Raw genomic sequence first — 17,528 nt, forward strand, 5'->3', positions numbered from 1 at the left:
GTATTAGGCGGCGAGATCGCGGGTACGCCCTCGGTATGGTCAGCTTCATCGACCGGCTGCTCGGCACGGCCGGCCGCACCGTGCACGTCCTACAGGACAACGGCATTCCCTGCGCGCTCACCGGCGACTGCGCGATGTACGCCCGCGGCGGACCGGCCGCCGAGGTGGGATCCGAGGTGGACGTGCTGTTGCGGCCCGCCGATCTGGCGCGCGGGCTGCGGGTGCTGGCCGCGGAGGGGCTGCGCTCGCCGCTGCCCACCGCCGAGGCCGAGCGGACCACGCTGTACGACAACGATATCCGCGTGGATCTGGTGGTCCGCCCCAACTACCGCCCGGTCACCGACGAACTGCTGGCGCGCGCCGAAGCGCTGCCCCTCCGGCCCGCCGCGCCGGTGGCCACCTCCGCGCCGGTGGTCACGGTCGCCGACTTCCTGGTGGACGAACTCACCGTGGCCGATCCGCACCGGCTGGATTTCACCCGGCTGCTGCACATCACACGGGAATTGCGGGCACAGGTCGATTGGGAGCGCGTGTGGGCCGAAACCGCGGCCTCACCCTACGCGCGCGCGTTTCTCGGCCTGCTGGACGATCTGGGCGTCAGTGGCGGCCGTTGTGAACACGGCTCTACGGAGGTGTGATTCGGGCGCAGACGCTCGGGTATCCGACTGTTATCGGTTCTGCCATTCCCATGGAGAAAGGGCGGCCATGATGCCTATGGCACCGAACGTCTACGGCGACCCGCGTAACAAGGGCGGGGACCCACGCAACACCGACAGCGACCCACGCAATCTACCGGGCCCGATTCTGGCCGCGGCCGGAATCATCTCGATCGCATTGACTTTGACCACGGCCGGCTACGGATCACCCGTCTGGGCCGGGCTGTGCGCGGTCACGAGCGTGCTCTGTCTGCGTTTCGGAATCGGCCTCATGATCATCGAACATCGCCGGGTCAAAGCCGCGAAGCGACGGCGATCGACCCATCAGGGCCGGGTTTGATCTTCCGCTAATTCCTGGAAAAAGCGGAACACTCGAGTACCCCCGGAACTTTCGATCGGAAATACCTAGAAAGCCCTGCTCGAGCTCGAATCCAACCTTTTGCCAACCCTCGTTTCGCAAACTCATAGCATCCCCAAAAGTGCTCTGGCGCTGCGAATTCGATGTTGCAGATGTACTTGCATCTGCGCAATGCACGGTCATAGACTCTTCGTGCAAGGCACCAATAAGGGGACAACCAGAGAGCCGAGCGGTGAATCACCGGCGATTCTTCGCCCACGGTTAGCCGTCGGCCTGGCGTCAGGGGCGTTCGAATGAACCAGCCAATCAACCTCAGCCGACTCGGGTTTGCCGACAGAAGTCAGCCGGAGCAAACCTATTCACGTGAGACGGCAACCGCTTTCGTCATCCGCCAGGTCGAATCCACTGGAGCGGCCACTCGGTATGATTTCGACATCGAGCGGATCGTCACCACGGCGCATGCCATGGTGAACGATTGGGATCTGCATACCATGCAGCCGGAGGCGTTCTGGCGAATCGCCTCCAGCTTCATCAGGCAGTAACCGAATCCGGCCGTGCCGCAGGCCGACTCGTCCGGTCGGCGGCACGCTGATAGGGGCCCCGTGAGGGGCCCCTTATCCGTTTGCCGAGATCGATTTTTTCCGGGCGGCGGACTCTAGTCGAGGTCCGCAGCTATCCGCGCCAGCTCTTTGCGGGAACGCTCCGGCGGTTCAGCCTGGACACTCAGCTGATCCATGACCTGGCGGTACAGTTCCAGATCCTGGCGACGATCCAGGTACAGCGCGCTGGTCAACTGCTCCAGGTACACGATGTCGGGCAGCTCCGCCTCCGCGAAGCGCAGCATGGTGAACGAACTACCCGCTGCCGCATGCCCTCCCGCCGCATACGGAAGCACCTGGATGGTTACATTCGGCAGCTTCGACATGTCGATGAGGTGCTCGATCTGACCGCGTAGGACGCCCGGACCGCCCACCGGGCGATGCAGCACCGCCTCGTCCAGCACGGCCCAGAAGCTGGGCGCGTCGTCGCGGGTGAGTAGCTCCTGGCGCCGGCGGCGCAGCGAGACGCGGCGCTCTCCATCCGCGTCGTGCCCGAGGGCGACGACAGAACGGGCGTAGTCGGGGGTCTGCAGCAACCCCGGAACCAGTTGGCCCTCGTAGGTGCGAATGGATTTCGCCGCGTGCTCGAGTCCGAGATAGGTTTCGAACCAGGGTGGCAGTAGATCGCTGTAGCGATGCCACCATCCCGGCTGATTCGCCTTGCGAACCAGCTCGAGGAATTGTTCGCGCTCGCCGGGATCGTCAACGCCGTACAGCGCCAACAGATCCCGGATATCGCGCTCCTTGAATCCGGTTCGCCCGAGTTCCAGGCGACTGATCTTGGCATGGGATCCACGGATGTGTTCACCCGCGGCTTCCCGCGTAATACCGCTGAGTTCCCTCAGCTTCCGTAGTTGGCTGCCGACCGCGATACGCAGTGCAGTCGGGCCACGTTCGGCGACAGCGGAATTCGCCCGACCGTGGGCAACGGGTTCTGCGATCATGGGGTCCACTCCGATGCTCGGGTTTGCCCGCAGTGGACTCACAACCGTCTGTCGCGAACCACCGCGCCGATTGCCAATGCTACCGCTCAGCGCGCGAGGTCGTCGAACTCTCCGCTCTTAGCGCCTTGCAGGAACGCATCGATCTCCGGCCGGGTGTAGACGATGAGCGATCCCTCGGGGTCGCGCGAGTTGCGTACCGCCACGTGCCCGTCGGCGAGTGGGGCGAGCTCGACGCAGTTACCGCTGGGATTGCTGAAAGTGCTCTTGCGCCACAACAGGTTAGAGCGATCGATCGGGGTTGCCGAGATGTCCGTCATTTCAGACTCCTTGCCAGTACCGCCCGCAGACGGTGGTCCCAGTACTTGCAAATGTTCGATCAGGTGTACTTACAGTTGCAACCGCAAGCTTGACGATAGCACGCAGATTGCCCGGCATCGATGGCTCGAGCTCGGCACATCCTTTGCAACACAACAGATTTGATCTTGATGTGCTCGCAACCCGAGCGAAGTTGCGAAGGATTTCGGACAATCCCGGCCCGTCGGTCCCGTTCGTCCGATTAACCCCGACCTCACCTGTCCGAAAAGTCACGTGACGCCGGAATCGTCCCTCCGACGCCGAGCGGGGCCGCAGGAGACACCGAGTGCGAGCGTGCAGATGTGCTTGCATCTGCACGAGCCGGAACCCTAAACTCGGTGCACCATCCACCCTTATCCGGCCAGAGGCATCCAATGACGCAGATGCTCGTCCGCTCCACCGATACCCCGGCAACCGGCTCCGGCGATTGCGCCGCTGAGCCGCGTTCGCTCACCTACCGCCAGGCCCGGGCCATTCTTCGCGCCCACGATCAGCACTTCGCCTGCCGGCAGTACCTGGCGGCCATAGCGTATCTGTCGGCGGACAACGACGTGGACTGACGCGTCGAGCGCAAGGTTGCGTTTGCGCGCCGCGCGTAAGGCGGCTTGCGCATCAACGTATTTCCTTGCGCGCCAAGCCCTTGCGCGTCGGCCCGGGTAGCGGGTACTCCGGATGGAGTAGAGCCGACACGTGGAAGAGCGCCGAGATGTTTCTTACTGCCACCCACGAACTGCTGACCCAGATTCAGTACGCACAGATCTTCAACCCGACCCCGGAAACGCCGCCGGTAGCCGACAAGCTACTCGAGCTGGTCCGCTATTTCACCTGGTTCGTGCTGCTTTCCGGGGTACTCGGGATCACCTACGCGGGCGGTCGATTCGCCTGGGAGAAGTGGACCGGCGGCGGGGTACAGGCACCGAAACAGGTGGCCGGCGCGCTCATCGGCGGGATCGTGGCGACGAGCGCGGGGACCATCATGAATGCGGTGATCGGGCAGTGAATTGCTGTCTAGCGGGGTTGTCTGAGACGAAACCGAACCGTCGGATTTGAAACGGTCGTGATCGGCCCCGCCCCAGCGAAATTCAGGCGGTCACCTGCGACTCAGGCCGTCGCGGCGTGCCCGGGCACCTCGTCGACCGCCGACGACCCGCCCACCCCGACCAATTCCTCGAAACGCGCCACCACCTTCCGGTGGTACATCCCGAACAGATCCTCGAACAACGCCGATTGCGCCTGGCTCGGCCCGCCCTCGGACTCCCACACCGCGATCAGCGCCCGCCACACCAGCACGTGCAGATCCGGTGAGACCGCGAAGTACGCCTCGATCGCCTGCGGCACCTCGAGCACCATGTCGCCGATGGAATTGAGCACCGCGCGCTGGACCGAGTGCCCGAGCACGGTGAGCAACCGGCGCAGCAGCCCGAGTTCGATGGCGAGCATGCGACGCGGATCCGGATCGGTGCCGCGCGCAAGGGTTTCCAGTTCGTCGATCGCGTCCTTGAGGATCGCCGGATCGAGCTCGCGGGCACTGCCGGTGTAGGCCAGCAGGGCCTCGAGGGCGATGCCGCGTTCCTCGTCGACGATATTGCCGAACATCTCCGCGGCCAACTCCGGATCCGGCATGGACAACCGGAACAGTCGCCGGTAGACATCCACGCCGCCCTCGGCGCGCACATCCCGGATGACGAAGCCCTTGCCCCGATAGGCGTCCACGAAGCCGTAGGACTCCAGCCGACCCAGAATCAATTGCGCCGTCGCACGATTCAGGTCGAATTCGTCGGCGACCTGGCGGACGGACGGCATCAGACCACCGGGCTCGTACTCCCCGGATGCCACCCGGCGCGCCAACTCATCGGCTACGTCGGCGACGACCGTCCGGTCTCCCATCGTGTCACCCTCTCCCAAAATTGGTTCACGTCCCAGACAGTCTAGGTGGTTGTTGGATCAACCGCACAAGTCTCGGAAGTCGCAAGAAGAAGCATCAGACTCCTTTGTATCTTTACGAAATCCATACGGCATGGGTTCCGGTACATACGCTTTTCGCACCTAGGCTGCGCAGCGTGGTTTCACCGATCGACGTAGCCAAAAGACTGGTGCTCGGACGTCCGTTCCGAAGCGATCGGCTCGGGGAGACACTGCTGCCCAAACGGCTGGCGCTGCCCATTTTCGCCAGTGACCCATTGTCGTCGGTCGCGTACGCGACGCAGGAGATCCTGCTCATCCTGACCCTGGGCGGGCTGGCCTATCTGCATCTGACCCCGGTGGTGGCCGGCGGCGTGGTGGTGCTGCTGGCGGTGGTGGCGCTGTCGTATCGGCAGGTGGTGCAGGCCTATCCGTCCGGCGGCGGCTCCTACGAGGTGGTGGCCGAGAACCTGGGGGCGCTGCCCGGGCTGGTGGTGGCGGCGGCGCTGCTGGTCGACTACGTCATGACGGTCGCGGTGTCGGTGGCGGCGGGGGTGGACAACATCATTTCCGCCGTGCCGGACCTGAATCCGTACCGGGTGGCCATCAATCTGGCGTTCATCGTCTTCCTGACCGCCATGAACCTGCGCGGGGTGCGGGAATCGGGGCGGGCGTTCGCGATTCCGACCTACGGGTTCATTCTCGGGGTCTTCGTGCTCATCGCGGTCGGGCTGACGCAGACCCTGTTCGGGCACACGCCGGTGGCCGAGAGCGCGCACTACGGGATCCACGCCGAACAGGTCGGGCTGTCCACCGCGGGCGTGGCGTTCCTGCTGCTGCGGGCGTTCTCCTCCGGCTGTACCGCGCTCACCGGCGCGGAGGCCATCTCCAATGGCGTGCCCGCCTTCCGCAAGCCCAAGGCGCTCAATGCGGCCCGCACCATGACCGCCATGGGCGTCATCGCCATCGCCATGTTCTCCGGGGTGACCGCGCTGGCCATGATCACCAAGACGCGGGTGGTCGAGAACGCCTGCGACCTCATCGGATTCGAGGGGAACTGCCGGACCGACGCGCAGAAGACGGTCATCGCGCAGATCTCGGCGGCGGTGTTCGGCGGGCACAGCGTGGCGTTCTACTACCTGATGGTGACCACGGCGCTGATCCTCATCCTGGCCGCCAATACCGCCTACAACGGCTTCCCGCTGCTCAATTCGATTCTCGCGCAGCGCCGCTACATGCCGCGGCAGCTGCACACCCGCGGGGACCGGCTGGCCTTCTCCAACGGCATCATTCTGCTGGCGGTGGTGGCGGGGGCGCTCATCTACGCCTTCGACGGGTCGACCACGCGGCTCATCCAGCTCTACATCATGGGCGTGTTCACCTCGTTCACGCTGTGCCAGACGGGCATGGTCAAGCATTGGAACCGGGAGCTGCGCGGGGCCGGGAGCACCTCGGAGCGGCTGCGGATCCACCGGGCGCGCTTCATCAATGCCTTCGGCGCGTGCTTCACCGGGGTGGTGCTGGTGGTCGTGATGATCACCAAGTTCAGCCACGGCGCGTATCTGGTGGTCATCGCCATGCCGATCCTGGTGGCGGTGATGTGGCTGATCCACCGGCACTATTCGTCGGTGCGCGCCGAATTGGCCATCGACCCCGACGATCTGGAAACCCTGCCCGGACGGGTGCACGCGCTGGTGCTGGTGTCGGGCTGGCACAAGGCGACCCAGCGGGCCATCCAGTTCGCCCGCGCCACCCGTCCGGACACCCTGACCGCGGTGACGGTGAACGTGGACGAGGCCGACACCCGCGAGCTGGCCCGCGACTGGGACAAATTCCACGTGGGAATTCCGCTGAAGGTCATCGAATCCCCGTACCGCGAGATCACCCGCCCGGTGCTCGAGGAGATCAAACGCCAGCGCAAATCACGCCCGCGCGATGTGGTCAGCGCCTTCATCCCCGAGTACGTGGTCGGTCGCTGGTGGGAAAACCTGCTGCACAACCAGAGTTCCCTGCGCCTCAAGGCCCGCCTGCTCTTCGAGCCCGGCGTCATGGTCACCAGCGTCCCCTGGCAACTGCATTCCTCGCGCTCACGCGACCCGCTGCGCATAGAACACACCCCCGGCGAGATCCGCCGCGGCATCACCGGCTCGGGCGACGCCGCCTGAGCGGTTGTCGTTCCCCGAGGTAGCCATTGGGCGATGGTGTGGCCCTGGCCGGTGGGCGGCCGGGTCGCCGCCGATGCGCAGACTGCGGGTCCTACGTTTCGTCCGATTCCCCGGCGCGCTCGAGGGCTCCAGCGAAGCGCTCGGACCACTGCCAGACGGACTCCAGGGCCAGGCCCAACTGCTTTCCGACAGTGGTCAATTCGTAGGACTTGTCCGCGTTCTTGGTCACCACGCCGGTTTCGGTCAGGCGTTGCAGGCGCACCGAGAGCATGCTCGACGAGCAGTTGCCCATCCGGCGGCGCAGTTCCAGGAAGCCGAGCGGGCCCGGTTCGAGTTCCCAGATCACGCGCAGCATCCAGCGCTGGCCGAGCAGGTCCATGGCGGCGAGCAGGGGTGCGTGCGCGGTGTCGGCGCGGCTGTTCGCGGGCGGTGGCTGACTTGCGCTTCTCATTTCGAACTACCATATTGGTTCTGAATCAGAAGCACTCGAGCGGGTCGGAGGCACGGTATGGCGATGGCGGCGGACGGCGGCGCATCGGGTGGGCAGCGGCGAATCGTGCTGATCACCGGCGCTTCTCGCGGCATCGGGGCACAAACCGCGCGGGTACTGGCCGGCCGCGGGGACCACGTGGTCATCAACTACCGGGAGAAGCGCAAGCGTGCGGAGACGCTGGCCGCCGAGATCACCGCGGCCGGTGGCAGCGCCTCGGTGGCGGGCGCGGACATCGCCGATCCGGTCGGTGCGCGCGGCCTCGTCGAGTCCGTGGTCGCCGAGTTCGGCCGCCTGGATGTGCTGGTGCTCAATGCCTCCGGCGGCCTCGAACGGGATGCCGTGCCCGGTTACGCCATGCTGCTCAACCGCGACGCCCAGCGGCGGCTGACCGAACTGGCGCTCCCCCACCTGCCCGTGGGCGGCCGACTGGTGTTCGTCACCAGCCACCAGGCCCACTTCTCCCCCACCCGCGAGGTGCCGCCGGGGTACGAACCGATCGCCGCCAGCAAGCGCGCCGGTGAGGACGCGGTGCGCGCCATGAGCGGCGAATTCGCGAGCCGCGGTATCGGTTTCACCGTCGTCTCCGGCGACATGATCGACGGCACCATCATCGTCCGGCTGCTCGAACGCCGCGACCCCGATGCCGTGACCGCCCGCCGCGACCACGGCGATCTGCCCACCGTCGAGGAATTCGCCACCGCCGTCGCCGACGCCACCGCCCTCGACGCACCCCTCGGGCATACGGTCTACGTCGGCGGGCAGGACTACGTTTCCGACGCCACCGCGGCACCGGCCACGGCACGGCCCTGACCCACCCGTTCCCAGCGTGTTCGCGGCCCCGGCAGGCTCGGACGCGTTCGGCACGGCCCTCATCGCGGTGCTGCCGGGCGTCGCTCGTCTCCATCGCCGCCAATCCGAAGGCCGCGGTCTTCGGCCTCACCATCCTGCCGCAGTTCCTACCCGGCACCGGCCCGGTTCTGCCGACGGTGCTGATCCTGGCCGCGCTGCAGCTGGTCATCGACACCGCGTGGTGCGTCGGCATCGTACTGGCCGCCGACCGGGCCGGAACCTGGCTACGCCGCACCGGAAGCGGTGGGCCCGGCGGCAGACGAGCATGGTGATATCTGGTTCGAGTCCGGGCAGCCGAGTGAGGAGGTGGGACGCATGGTCAATGACGTGAAGAAGCGGTGGAACGATCCACCGATGCTGCGGCACGCGACGCGGTACGTGCTGGCCGTGCTGGGGCTCGCCGCGCTGGGTGTCGTCGTCACCGTGGTGTGGGCGTCGGCTCGACCGCGGTGCCTGGAAGCCGCATCGATGCTGTGCGACGGCACCTCCCGCGCGGTGGTCGGGCTGGTGCCAGGCGGGATTCTCCTGGCCGGGGGAATCGGCGCACTGGTACTCGCTTTTCGCGCGTGGCGGGCGGAGCGGGCGTGGCCGATCTGGCAGGGGGTGGGGTGGCTGCTGTTCACGCTCATGGTGGTGTATCTGAGCGTGGTCGGGACGCAGTGATCGGCCGGATCGGACAGCGGGATCAGACCGGGCAGCGGGAGGTGTCGGCGGTGGTGTCGTGGTGATCGAAGGGGGTGCCGCGGATGCCGACCCGGGCGGCGAGATAGCGGGCCACGCGGGTGTTGCGGTCCCACATGGGGTCGATGTGGCGGGCGCGGCGGCGCATGCGGGCGCGCGCGCCGGGAAGGCGGTCGTCGAGGGCGCGGAGGCGGACCTCCGTGGTGGCGGCGAGACCCACGAGACGTGAGAAGGGGCGCAGGGGAACCGAATTCAGGGGCGTGTCGGCCAGCAGGGCGCGGACCAGAGGTTCGCTGCCGTAGTAGGCGAGAGCGCCGAGCAACGGTGCGGTGGCGGCGATCTGGAGGCGACCTGTCGGCGTGGAATTCGTGAAGCGGCGGGTGGCCGCGCCGGCCATGGTCGCGGTCCATTGCGGGGCCACGCCCGCGGTGGCGACCATGTAGTCGGCCTGTTCCAGACCCTCGGCAGCCGAGCGCGGGATGAGTTCGTCGGCCACGCCGAAGACGTAGGCGATGTAGGCCCAGTAGTGCATGACGGCGTCGAGTTGTGCCGTGGTGCAACGGCGGCCGTGGATGTGGTCGAAGCAGATGGGGGCGAGGCCGAAGGTGACGGCCGCACCCATGGTGGTGGCGTTGGAGATGGGGTTGCCGTGCCGGGCGAAATGCTCGTCACCCCAGGTGCGGCGGAGCATGGCGCGGACCTGGGCGTGCATCAGACGGACGCGCACCGTGTCGTGGAAGATCAGGTTGCGGCGCTCGAGAGCGCCGGGAGCGGTGACGCTGCGGAACCAGACCGAGGATTCCAGTCCGCGCCGGTAGGGGTCTCTGACGAAGCGGCCGGTCTGACCGACGGCGGAGGCGACCTCCGCGCCGACGAAGGTGCCCATGAAGTCCTGGACGCCCATGGCCATCTTTCCGGCGAGGGAGACATTGATCCAGAGCCGACGGCCGTATTCCCACAGGTCCGGGTCGTACCAGTCCGGCGGATTGTCCAGTTGGGCGAAGAGATTCACCAATTCCGGCAGCGGGTCGTCGAGGCTGTCGATGCCACGGGTCAGGGCCTGGTTCAACATGCGGCGGCCGCCGGCGGAGCCGAGCCCGCGGAAGGCGGCAACCAGCGCATCCATGGGTTCGTCGCCCTGCCAGAGATGATCGGCCATGAGGCGAGTCCGCGGGGTGTCGACCGGTTCGCGCCGGACGTCGATCCACGGGCCCAGCATGGCCTTTCGCGGTTCGAACCACAGCTCCGAGGGCACGGCGCGCGGCGGTGGCGGGCGCAGCGCCAGGCCGGGACGGTAGTAGTAGTCGTAAGGGTGCGGGCGGGTGGCTTCGAGTCCCGGTGTCATGGCGGTCAAAACCCTGTCAGCTGGCGGAATCTGGTGATCGAGTCGGCGCCGCGGTCGGCGTGGACCGGGCAGTAGTGCTTGCCCTCGGCGCGGTGTTCGGCGGTGGGCCACAGCATTTCGGGTGCTTCGGGTGGCGGCAGCCAGGCGGGGCGCTTGCCGGCGACGCGGCGGCGGGCGGCGTGGATGCGGGGGAAGAAGTACTTGACGGGGTCGGGTGTCACCCGATTCATGGCCGACAGCGTGGCGCAGAGCCGCTCGAAGCGGCGCTGGTCGCGCGCGGTCCAGGCGAAGCCCATGGTGGCGCGGATCTCCGGATCGCACAGGCCGATGGTGACGAACTTGTAGAACCGCCCGCCGGTGGGCCGGATCACGTGCTCCCACAGCGGTTCCGGCAGCCGGCGCAGCAGCGGGAACGGCGGCACCGGCACGGTGTCGACCAGCGCGAAGACATCCCGGGCGGCCTTGGTCGGCTCGAGGGTGTCGCGGCACATGTCGCGCCAATAGCGCTGGAAGGCGGGCCAACTGGCCGGTACCACCCGCATGCTCATGCCGTAGAGCTCGTACCAGCGATAGTGTTCGCGCCAGAGTTGTTCGCGCTCGGCCCCGCTCAGCCCGCCCATGAAAAGATCGGCGGCGCGCAGGTTCTGCACGAAGAACACCGCGTGCGCCCAGTAGAAGGTGCCCGGATCGAGCGCGTGATAACGGCGTCCCAGGCCGTCGACGCCCTTGATGTCGCGGTGGTATCCGACGATCTCGCGGGCCGTCCGCCCGGCGCGCTCGCCGTCGAACACCACACCGTAAATCGGGTACAGCGACCGCAGAATTCGCTGGTAGAACTCGTCCTGGATTTCGGAATGGAATTCCACGCCCGCGCCCAGACCCGGATGCATGTTCTGCACCATGCCGACGAACAGGGCGCTGGGCAGAAAATACAGCGATCCGAAGGTCTTCCACGTCAGCGATTCCGGCCCGAGCGGCACCGGATCGTGATGGGGCTCGCGCGCCCTTGCGCTCTGTGACACCATGAGTCCACGCTGACACGAATAATCGCTCGCATTCAATTCGCATTCCGATTCTCCCCCGAAACGCCATGACATCGAAACGCCGCACCCCCGGAACACCCGCCACCCCGTCGCGCCGCACACCACAGCAGGAACGTTCGCGCGCCATGGTGGCCCGCATCGTCGACGCCGGGCAGCGGGTGCTCATCACCCACGGCTACGACGGGGCCTCCACCAACCGCATTGCCGCGGCGGCGGATATCAGCCCGGGCTCGCTGTATCAGTACTTCCCGAACAAGGACGCGGTGGTGGCCGCGGTGATCGAGCGCTACACCGGCGAGGTGGTGCGGCGGGTGCGGGCGCGGGTACTGGCGAATATCGGCAGGCCACCGGAAGTGGCTGTGCCGGAGACCATTTCGTACCTGATGGACGCTCTCGGCAATGATCGCGAGCTGTTGCGCGCGGTGGTCGAGCAGACGCCGCGGCTGTTCGCGGATGCCCCGGTGGTGGCCTTCGAACAGCAGATCGGCGAGCTGGCGCGGGTCGCTTTGTCGATGGGCCGCCGTCCGGGGGACGACGTGGATGCCGAATCCGCCGCCTGGATGCTGGTGCGCGCGGTCGAGCATCTCACCGTCCGATACCTGCTCGACGCCCCACCCATCCCGCGCGAGCGCTTCCTGGCCGACATCACGCGCCTGATCCTGAACTTCTTCCGGGAACCGCCCGCGCGAGCAGAACGCGAGTAATCAGACCGAGTGGTCGTCCGGGTAATTCAGGCCGTGGCCGCGGGTAGTAGCGCCGCAGCAGTGCCAGCTGTTCGTCGACCACCTCGTGGTGCGGCTGGTGGATCTGCTCGTAGGCGCCGCTGGTGGTCAGGCAGTACAGCCACCCGTTGAGGGTGCCGCGGCCGTGCATGCGCTGGCGGTCGAAGACCTCGTCGATCACGCCCGCGCCGCCGATCAGCGCCTCCATCGCGGCTCGGGTGCCGAGCGGGCGGTCCAGGTAGAGGTTGGTGCTCACGATCGGGGCGTATCCGAGTTTGTCGGCGGCGGAACAGATCTCGTCATGCTCGATTAGCTCGTCGAGCAGTCCGGCGAGGTAGGAATTGGGTACCGCGCACACCACCGCGTCGGCGGGCTCCACCTCGCCGTCGGCCAGCACGACGCCGGTGACCGCGCCGTTCTCGATGCGGATGCGCCGGGCCACCGCACGGTATTTCACCTCGGTCCCGGTCCGGTCGAACACGCGCTGTGCGCCGGAGACGAACAGGGTGTCCAGATCGATGGTCGGGTATCCGATGGTCACCGGCCGTAAATGCCTGGCGCCCAGCCGGATTCCGGTTGCCATCACATCGGCGAACACCTTGGCCGACTCCAGCCGCACCGGTTCGGCGGCGATGCCCAGCGCCAGCCAATCCCACAGCGCCTCACGCGCGGTCTCGGGCATGCCGAGCCGGCGCAGCTGTTGATCGGTGGTGAGGTCGGCCAGATGGCCCGGCTGCCGCAGGCATTGCCAACCCATTCGCAGCGTGGCCGCCGCGGCCCGGATCTTGTCGCCCGCACTCGCGTCCGGATGCGCGCCGAACAGCGCCCGCACGGCGGGAAACCCCTTGGTGCCCATGGTGACCGTGCGCCCGCCGGGCCAGCGCAGCACACCCCGCTGCGGGAAGGTCACGTACTGCCGGGTGCCGACGCTGCTCAGGTATCGGAACAGATGCTCATACCCGCTGGCGATCACGTGCCGCCCGTTGTCGGCCACGTCCCGCAGCGGGGCGACCTCCAGCGCATGGGTCCGCCCGCCCCACCGCCCCCGCCGTTCCAGCAACGTGACCCACTTCCCGGCCTCGGCCAGCCACACCGCCGACGCCAGCCCGGCCGGTCCCCCGCCGATCACCACGTACCGTCGCGGATCGTTCATATGCGCACCTCGAACCAAAGCCTGCACCAAGCAAGTTACGCCCGGTCCAGGTGTCTCACCCGCGAATTCGATTACCCCGCAGGGGCTTGCACGTTTGCCGGGGAGTCGCATGCCACGACCATCGACGCGGCCCGGCCCTCGGCGTCGCGGCTCCCGCGGCCGGGCTCCGCACTGACACAGCGGATTACGGACGGCCAGCGCGGTCGAGTGGCCACCGTCCGGTCACCTCAAGCAGGGGATGCCGCCGGTATCCATCTGGGAGAGGTCGGTGGCGGCGGGGGCATTCGTGCCGGAGGCGGTCGCCGAGACCGGGGCGGGTGGGGTGGTGGAGGTGGTCGGTTTCGGGGTCTTCGAGGTCGCGGTGCTCGGATCGGGTTGGTCTGCCACGAGATTCGCGATGGGTCCGCTGCGGGCATCTGTGCCGAGGGTGAGCTTGACGGTCTGGTCGTCCAGCGCGGTCGATTTGGTGGCGGTGAGGCCGAGTCGGGAGGCCAGGGCGGTGGCGGCGGATTCCGCGCCGGCGCCGTAGGTGAGGACGGTGGTGTCGCGAGGCGCGCCGGTGCTGGTGGCTCCGCGCGTGAATCCGCGGGTGACCAGGGCGGTTTCCACCTCCGCCGCCAGGCCGTTCTGCCCGGAGCTGTTGACCACGTTCAGCACCACTCCGGTCGCGCCGGGGATCGCCGTGGCGGATGGTGTGGGCGCGGTGGTCGGGGTCGCCTCGGAATCGCCGGGCGACAGCAGGTTTCGTACAATGGTCCGGATCTCGTCGGTGTCGACGATATTGATCGATTCCCCGGCGTCGTCGGTGCCGAAGTCCTTGACCGGCAGGGTGAACAGCGAGACCCCGTCGTCGAACAGCGCGGAGGCCCGCTGCACGAAGGCCAGCGGATCGAGGTTCTTGTCGATGGCGGTGTTCTGCTTGGCGATGTCCAGGAGGCTGCGCAGCTTGCTCGGGCTGCTGAGCGTGCCGCTGTCCTGCAATTGCCGCAGCAGCGACACGATGAACGCCTGCTGGCGGCGGGTGCGGTCGAGGTCGGTGAACAGGGGCTGATCCGGGTCGCGGCGCTGCCGCACGAAAGCCATCGCCTGCGCGGCGTCGATCTGCTGCTTCCCCTTCTTGAAATTGGCCCCCGAGTAGCTGTCGGAGGTGTCCTCGTTGAGGCACACCGTGATCGGCTGCACGGCCTGCGCGATCTGGAAGAACGCGGCCAGCGTCACCTCGAAGAAGTGATCCACCGGCACATTCCCGAGAAACCTGCTGACCGTATTGCTCTCGGCCAGCCGCCCCGCATCCCGCGACCGCTGATCCAGCTCCTGCGCATCCTTCACCCCCGCAGCAGTGAGCTTGTCCTTGGCCCGCGCATACGCAAACCCATACGCCTGCTTGATCTTCCCCTTACACGGCGACGACGCGCACGAGCCCGCATCCAGCGTCACATAGTCATCCCGGGGAATCGAGATAGCGGTCGACTTCGACCCATCCCCCGGAATATGCACCAGAATCAGCACATTCGCATTGAACCCACCCTCACTGTCATCCCCCGCATGCAACGCGTCATACATATCCTGCGGCAACGCATTCCCATGCTCATCCAGCCGACTGTCCAACCCCATGATCAAAATATTCTGCGTCTTTCCCGACGATTTGGGCCCCTCCGGACTGACCCCCGCGATAGTCAGCCCATTCAACTCATGGTGATACTGCCGCCACCCCATCCCCGTAGCGACCAACACCGCAACCGCGACCAACCCCACCGCCGCCCGCCCGGCCACCACCACCCGCCGCGCTCCCGAAGCTCGAGCACGAGGTCGGCGACCACCGGGCGGGCGAGGTCTGGACCGCCCGGCCGGTCCGACCGGGGCCAGCGGCACCGTCTCCGGGTCGTACGCAGCCGAATGCCTCCCCCGACGATCGCGAGCATGCGTCATGCCCACCGAGACTAGCGCGACGCCCCTACCAGCGACACCAAGAATCCTGGCGCATCAACGTCATCCAGCGACTGCCCCGGTTCCAACTTCCACACCGGATCCGGGATCGCCACCTCATCCACCAGATTGGTCGGGCTTGCGGGAAGGCTGCTGTCAGGCGGTGGTTTCCGCGTGTTTGCGGGAGAGCAGGGGGTAGCCCGCGCAGACCAGGATTGCCCAGACCAGGCCGACTGCGAGGGCGCTGCGGCCGTCTTCGGTGAAGAACAGCAGGGCCACTACCAGGGCCAGGAAGGTCAGGGCCAGGGCGGTGGTGAAGGGGGCGCCGGGGAGGCGGTAGTCGCTGGCGGGGAGGGTGCCTTGGTTGACGCGGCGGCGGTAGATCAGGTGGCAGACCAGGATCATGCCCCAGACGAAGATGATGCCCATGGTGGAGACCGAGGTGATGTAGCCGAAGGCCTTGTCGGGGGAGAAGTAGTTGACGGCTACGCCGATGACCATGACGGCGGCGGAGACGGCGATGCCGACGGCGGGGACCGAGCGGGGGCTCAGTGCGCCGAGGGCGGCGGGGGCCTCTTCGCGCTGGGCGAGGCTGCGGAGCATGCGGCCGGTGGAGTAGATGCCGGAGTTGCAGGAGGAGAGGGCGGCGGTCAGGAGGACGAAATTGATGATGCCCGCGGCGCCGGGGATGCCGATCTGTTCGAAGACTTCGACGAAGGGGCTGCGGCCGGCGTGGAAGGAGCGCCAGCTCGAGACCGACATGATGACGATGAGGGCACCGATGTAGAACAGGCCGATGCGGAAGGGCAGGGTGTTGATGGCCTTGCGCAGGGTGCGTTTGGGGTCGCGGGCCTCGCCGGCGGTGACGCCGACCAATTCCACACCGACGTAGGCGAATACCACGATCTGCAGGGCCAGCAGTGCCTGGCCGAAGCCGTTGGGGAATACGCCGCCGTCGTTCCAGAGGTTGGTGACGGTCGGGTTGGCGGCGTGGCCGAAGTGGAAGATCAGCACGCCGACGCCGATCACGATCATGGCCAGGATTGCGGTGACCTTGATGGCGGAGAACCAGAATTCGCCCTCGCCGAACAGTCGCACCGACACCAGGTTGGCGATGAACATGATGCCGAGTACGACCAGCGCGGTCACCCACTGCGGGATGTCGAACCAGTACTGCACGTATTTTCCGGCCACGGTGATCTCGGCCATGCAGGTGGCCACCCAGACCGCCCAATACGTCCAACCGGTAGCGAATCCGGCGAAGCGGCCCAGGAACTCGTTCGCGTATTCGGCGAAGCTGCCGGTGACCGGCCGATAGGTGAGCAGCTCCCCCAGCGCCCGCATGATCACGAAGATCGCGAGGCCCGCGGCCAGGTAGCACAGGATGAGCGCGGGGCCCGCCTTCTGGATCGCGCCGCCCGCGCCATAGAACAGGCCGGTCCCGATCGCACCCCCGATGGCGATCATCTGAATCGTGCGCGGCGACAGTCCGCGCGCATACCCCTCGTCGTCCGCGAGCGCGGCACCGGTGTCGGGTAGCTGCCTTTCCGAGGCGGTCATGCATATCCTTCCACGTGCGTACGGCCACACACCCGCCAGTCGTGATCGCAGGAATGCGGCCGCCCCGAACTTGCCGACGGATTGCCGGGTTCGGTCCAACGGCGTGTCACGCTACCGGAGAGGTATTGGCGGTCACCGTCACCGACGCGCGGATCAGCCCGCTTCGTCGATCAGTTCCAGGCCGGTGACGACTTCGGTCTCGATCCGGATGATGTGGTCCATCGGCAGATTGATCCAGGGGTCCAGCAGGGTTTCGTAGCGCTGTACCTGGTCGGGGTCCATGACCACGCGGGCGACGCCGGTGACGATGACGCTCCAGCCCTGCCGGGTGTGCTCGTCGAAGAAGTCGGCCTCGTAGGCCACCACCTGGCCGTCACCCCGCAACAGGCTTGCGCCCAGGTGCGCGCGCACCACGACGATGTCCTCTTCCACAATGTGGTTGACCGGCCGGATGATCGGAAGTCCCCGGCGCGAGTAGACAATTCGTCCGTATTGCGCGCTCGCCAGCCGTTTCAGTGAATCGGCAGCCGAGAGCTCGCGCAGCTTTCGTGCCCCAACGCCGCCCATTCTCCGATTGTGGTCGATCGTGACGAAATTCGCCAATTGCCTTGCCGCATCCGGTGGTTCACTCCCAGCACCGCCCCGACGATCGCCGCCGGGAACGGCCGCCGCCCCGGGCGGTGTCGCCGCCTCCACCAATGCAACAAACCGATCGGTATTATTCGAGCGACTGTCGAGCAACTGCGTTCGAGTTCGCGAGAGGACCGGCGATGGCGGC

20 protein-coding genes are annotated in these 17,528 nt (G+C 67.0%); 10 read left to right on the forward strand and 10 right to left on the reverse strand.

Translation table 11 applies throughout. The features are described from left to right. The 3 genes from NS2_RS20895 to NS2_RS20905 form a co-directional block, all read left to right on the forward strand. The coding region (locus NS2_RS20895; RefSeq protein WP_261772297.1) for a nucleotidyltransferase family protein at nucleotides 1-638 on the forward strand (638 nt) is incomplete at its 5' end. 67 nt (nucleotides 639-705) lie between these two features. Further along, nucleotides 706-996 (forward strand): hypothetical protein, encoded by a 291-nt coding sequence (locus NS2_RS20900; protein ID WP_052086677.1) that lies wholly within the window; start codon nucleotides 706-708, stop codon nucleotides 994-996. Between the two features lie 311 nt (nucleotides 997-1,307). Continuing rightward, nucleotides 1,308-1,556, forward strand: a complete 249-nt coding sequence (locus NS2_RS20905) for a hypothetical protein (protein WP_033089065.1) — start codon at nucleotides 1,308-1,310, stop codon at nucleotides 1,554-1,556. A 113-nt stretch (nucleotides 1,557-1,669) separates the two neighbouring features. On the opposite strand, the gene NS2_RS20910 is transcribed toward NS2_RS20905, so the two are convergent. Both NS2_RS20910 and NS2_RS20915 read right to left on the reverse strand, forming a co-directional pair. Beyond that, nucleotides 1,670-2,557 carry a Sco1979 family transcriptional regulator gene (locus NS2_RS20910; RefSeq protein WP_033089064.1) on the reverse strand — a complete coding sequence of 296 codons (888 nt, stop codon included), beginning with the start codon at nucleotides 2,555-2,557 and terminating at the stop codon, nucleotides 1,670-1,672. Nucleotides 2,558-2,643: 86 nt separating this feature from the next. Beyond that, nucleotides 2,644-2,874: a DUF397 domain-containing protein gene (locus tag NS2_RS20915; protein ID WP_033089063.1), complete on the reverse strand. Its 231-nt coding sequence runs from the start codon at nucleotides 2,872-2,874 to the stop codon at nucleotides 2,644-2,646. Nucleotides 2,875-3,285: 411 nt separating this feature from the next. On the opposite strand from NS2_RS20915, the gene NS2_RS20920 reads away from it, so the two are divergent. After that, a complete protein-coding gene (locus NS2_RS20920) occupies nucleotides 3,286-3,471 on the forward strand; it encodes a hypothetical protein (protein WP_033089062.1) in 186 nt (61 codons plus the stop codon). A gap of 146 nt (nucleotides 3,472-3,617) precedes the next feature. Continuing rightward, nucleotides 3,618-3,911 (forward strand): hypothetical protein, encoded by a 294-nt coding sequence (locus tag NS2_RS20925; RefSeq protein ID WP_045439600.1) that lies wholly within the window; start codon nucleotides 3,618-3,620, stop codon nucleotides 3,909-3,911. Between the two features lie 101 nt (nucleotides 3,912-4,012). Here the strand turns inward: NS2_RS20925 and NS2_RS20930 are convergent, their stop codons facing one another. Continuing rightward, nucleotides 4,013-4,798 (reverse strand): GntR family transcriptional regulator, encoded by a 786-nt coding sequence (locus NS2_RS20930; RefSeq protein ID WP_033089061.1) that lies wholly within the window; start codon nucleotides 4,796-4,798, stop codon nucleotides 4,013-4,015. A gap of 173 nt (nucleotides 4,799-4,971) precedes the next feature. On the opposite strand from NS2_RS20930, the gene NS2_RS20935 reads away from it, so the two are divergent. Then, complete coding sequence (locus tag NS2_RS20935; protein ID WP_033089060.1) at nucleotides 4,972-6,978, forward strand: APC family permease; 2,007 nt, start codon at nucleotides 4,972-4,974, stop codon at nucleotides 6,976-6,978. A 91-nt stretch (nucleotides 6,979-7,069) separates the two neighbouring features. On the opposite strand, the gene NS2_RS20940 is transcribed toward NS2_RS20935, so the two are convergent. After that, nucleotides 7,070-7,429, reverse strand: a complete 360-nt coding sequence (locus tag NS2_RS20940; protein ID WP_033089059.1) for a winged helix-turn-helix transcriptional regulator — start codon at nucleotides 7,427-7,429, stop codon at nucleotides 7,070-7,072. A gap of 57 nt (nucleotides 7,430-7,486) precedes the next feature. Between NS2_RS20940 and NS2_RS20945 the strand changes: the two genes are divergently transcribed. The 3 genes from NS2_RS20945 to NS2_RS20955 all read left to right on the forward strand — a co-directional run bounded on the left by NS2_RS20945 (nucleotide 7,487) and on the right by NS2_RS20955 (nucleotide 8,983). Further along, nucleotides 7,487-8,281: an SDR family oxidoreductase gene (locus tag NS2_RS20945; protein ID WP_045439603.1), complete on the forward strand. Its 795-nt coding sequence runs from the start codon at nucleotides 7,487-7,489 to the stop codon at nucleotides 8,279-8,281. Between the two features lie 176 nt (nucleotides 8,282-8,457). Next, nucleotides 8,458-8,592, forward strand: a complete 135-nt coding sequence (locus NS2_RS37675; protein ID WP_256255525.1) for a hypothetical protein — start codon at nucleotides 8,458-8,460, stop codon at nucleotides 8,590-8,592. Between the two features lie 43 nt (nucleotides 8,593-8,635). Then, nucleotides 8,636-8,983 (forward strand): hypothetical protein, encoded by a 348-nt coding sequence (locus NS2_RS20955; protein WP_033089058.1) that lies wholly within the window; start codon nucleotides 8,636-8,638, stop codon nucleotides 8,981-8,983. Nucleotides 8,984-9,005: 22 nt separating this feature from the next. On the opposite strand, the gene NS2_RS20960 is transcribed toward NS2_RS20955, so the two are convergent. Beyond that, nucleotides 9,006-10,346, reverse strand: coding sequence for an oxygenase MpaB family protein (locus tag NS2_RS20960; RefSeq protein ID WP_033089076.1), 1,341 nt, complete (start codon nucleotides 10,344-10,346; stop codon nucleotides 9,006-9,008). Nucleotides 10,347-10,351: 5 nt separating this feature from the next. Continuing rightward, entirely contained in the window at nucleotides 10,352-11,371 is a 1,020-nt protein-coding gene (locus NS2_RS20965) for an oxygenase MpaB family protein (RefSeq protein WP_052486787.1), read from the reverse strand. Nucleotides 11,372-11,436: 65 nt separating this feature from the next. Here NS2_RS20965 and NS2_RS20970 point away from each other — a divergent pair, with 65 nt between their 5' ends. Beyond that, nucleotides 11,437-12,093 (forward strand): TetR/AcrR family transcriptional regulator, encoded by a 657-nt coding sequence (locus tag NS2_RS20970; RefSeq protein WP_228102759.1) that lies wholly within the window; start codon nucleotides 11,437-11,439, stop codon nucleotides 12,091-12,093. On the opposite strand, the gene NS2_RS20975 is transcribed toward NS2_RS20970, so the two are convergent. The 4 genes from NS2_RS20975 to NS2_RS20990 all read right to left on the reverse strand — a co-directional run bounded on the left by NS2_RS20975 (nucleotide 12,035) and on the right by NS2_RS20990 (nucleotide 17,491). Next, the gene (locus NS2_RS20975) at nucleotides 12,035-13,264 is read right to left on the reverse strand and encodes a hydroxysqualene dehydroxylase (RefSeq protein ID WP_082062750.1); all 1,230 of its coding nucleotides are present in this window, start codon (nucleotides 13,262-13,264) and stop codon (nucleotides 12,035-12,037) included. The two genes, NS2_RS20970 and NS2_RS20975, sit on opposite strands and share 59 nt — an antisense overlap. Before the next feature lie 222 nt (nucleotides 13,265-13,486). Next, entirely contained in the window at nucleotides 13,487-15,193 is a 1,707-nt protein-coding gene (locus NS2_RS20980; RefSeq protein WP_082062751.1) for an LCP family protein, read from the reverse strand. A gap of 153 nt (nucleotides 15,194-15,346) precedes the next feature. Further along, the gene (locus NS2_RS20985) at nucleotides 15,347-16,750 is read right to left on the reverse strand and encodes an amino acid permease (RefSeq protein WP_071344296.1); all 1,404 of its coding nucleotides are present in this window, start codon (nucleotides 16,748-16,750) and stop codon (nucleotides 15,347-15,349) included. Nucleotides 16,751-16,903: 153 nt separating this feature from the next. After that, nucleotides 16,904-17,491, reverse strand: a complete 588-nt coding sequence (locus NS2_RS20990; protein WP_200885917.1) for a pyridoxamine 5'-phosphate oxidase family protein — start codon at nucleotides 17,489-17,491, stop codon at nucleotides 16,904-16,906. Nucleotides 17,492-17,528: the final 37 nt, after the last annotated feature.

The sequence above is a fragment of the Nocardia seriolae NBRC 15557 genome (genome assembly GCF_007990715.1).
GTDB classification, from domain to species: Bacteria; Actinomycetota; Actinomycetes; order Mycobacteriales; family Mycobacteriaceae; genus Nocardia; species Nocardia seriolae.

Excerpts from the sequence above, each read along its gene's own strand:
- NS2_RS20915 (WP_033089063.1), bottom strand. The coding sequence starts at position 2,874 with ATGACGGACATCTCGGCAACCCCGATCGATCGCTCTAACCTGTTGTGG.
- NS2_RS20900 (WP_052086677.1), top strand. The coding sequence starts at position 706 with ATGATGCCTATGGCACCGAACGTCTACGGCGACCCGCGTAACAAGGGC.
- NS2_RS20975 (WP_082062750.1), bottom strand. The coding sequence starts at position 13,264 with ATGAACGATCCGCGACGGTACGTGGTGATCGGCGGGGGACCGGCCGGG.
- NS2_RS20920 (WP_033089062.1), top strand. The coding sequence starts at position 3,286 with ATGACGCAGATGCTCGTCCGCTCCACCGATACCCCGGCAACCGGCTCC.
- NS2_RS20970 (WP_228102759.1), top strand. The coding sequence starts at position 11,437 with ATGACATCGAAACGCCGCACCCCCGGAACACCCGCCACCCCGTCGCGC.
- NS2_RS20910 (WP_033089064.1), bottom strand. The coding sequence starts at position 2,557 with ATGATCGCAGAACCCGTTGCCCACGGTCGGGCGAATTCCGCTGTCGCC.
- NS2_RS20985 (WP_071344296.1), bottom strand. The coding sequence starts at position 16,750 with ATGACCGCCTCGGAAAGGCAGCTACCCGACACCGGTGCCGCGCTCGCG.
- NS2_RS20980 (WP_082062751.1), bottom strand. The coding sequence starts at position 15,193 with ATGACGCATGCTCGCGATCGTCGGGGGAGGCATTCGGCTGCGTACGAC.
- NS2_RS20940 (WP_033089059.1), bottom strand. The coding sequence starts at position 7,429 with ATGAGAAGCGCAAGTCAGCCACCGCCCGCGAACAGCCGCGCCGACACC.
- NS2_RS20930 (WP_033089061.1), bottom strand. The coding sequence starts at position 4,798 with ATGGGAGACCGGACGGTCGTCGCCGACGTAGCCGATGAGTTGGCGCGC.
- NS2_RS20960 (WP_033089076.1), bottom strand. The coding sequence starts at position 10,346 with ATGACACCGGGACTCGAAGCCACCCGCCCGCACCCTTACGACTACTAC.
- NS2_RS20965 (WP_052486787.1), bottom strand. The coding sequence starts at position 11,371 with ATGGTGTCACAGAGCGCAAGGGCGCGCGAGCCCCATCACGATCCGGTG.
- NS2_RS20955 (WP_033089058.1), top strand. The coding sequence starts at position 8,636 with ATGGTCAATGACGTGAAGAAGCGGTGGAACGATCCACCGATGCTGCGG.
- NS2_RS20945 (WP_045439603.1), top strand. The coding sequence starts at position 7,487 with ATGGCGATGGCGGCGGACGGCGGCGCATCGGGTGGGCAGCGGCGAATC.
- NS2_RS20925 (WP_045439600.1), top strand. The coding sequence starts at position 3,618 with ATGTTTCTTACTGCCACCCACGAACTGCTGACCCAGATTCAGTACGCA.
- NS2_RS20905 (WP_033089065.1), top strand. The coding sequence starts at position 1,308 with ATGAACCAGCCAATCAACCTCAGCCGACTCGGGTTTGCCGACAGAAGT.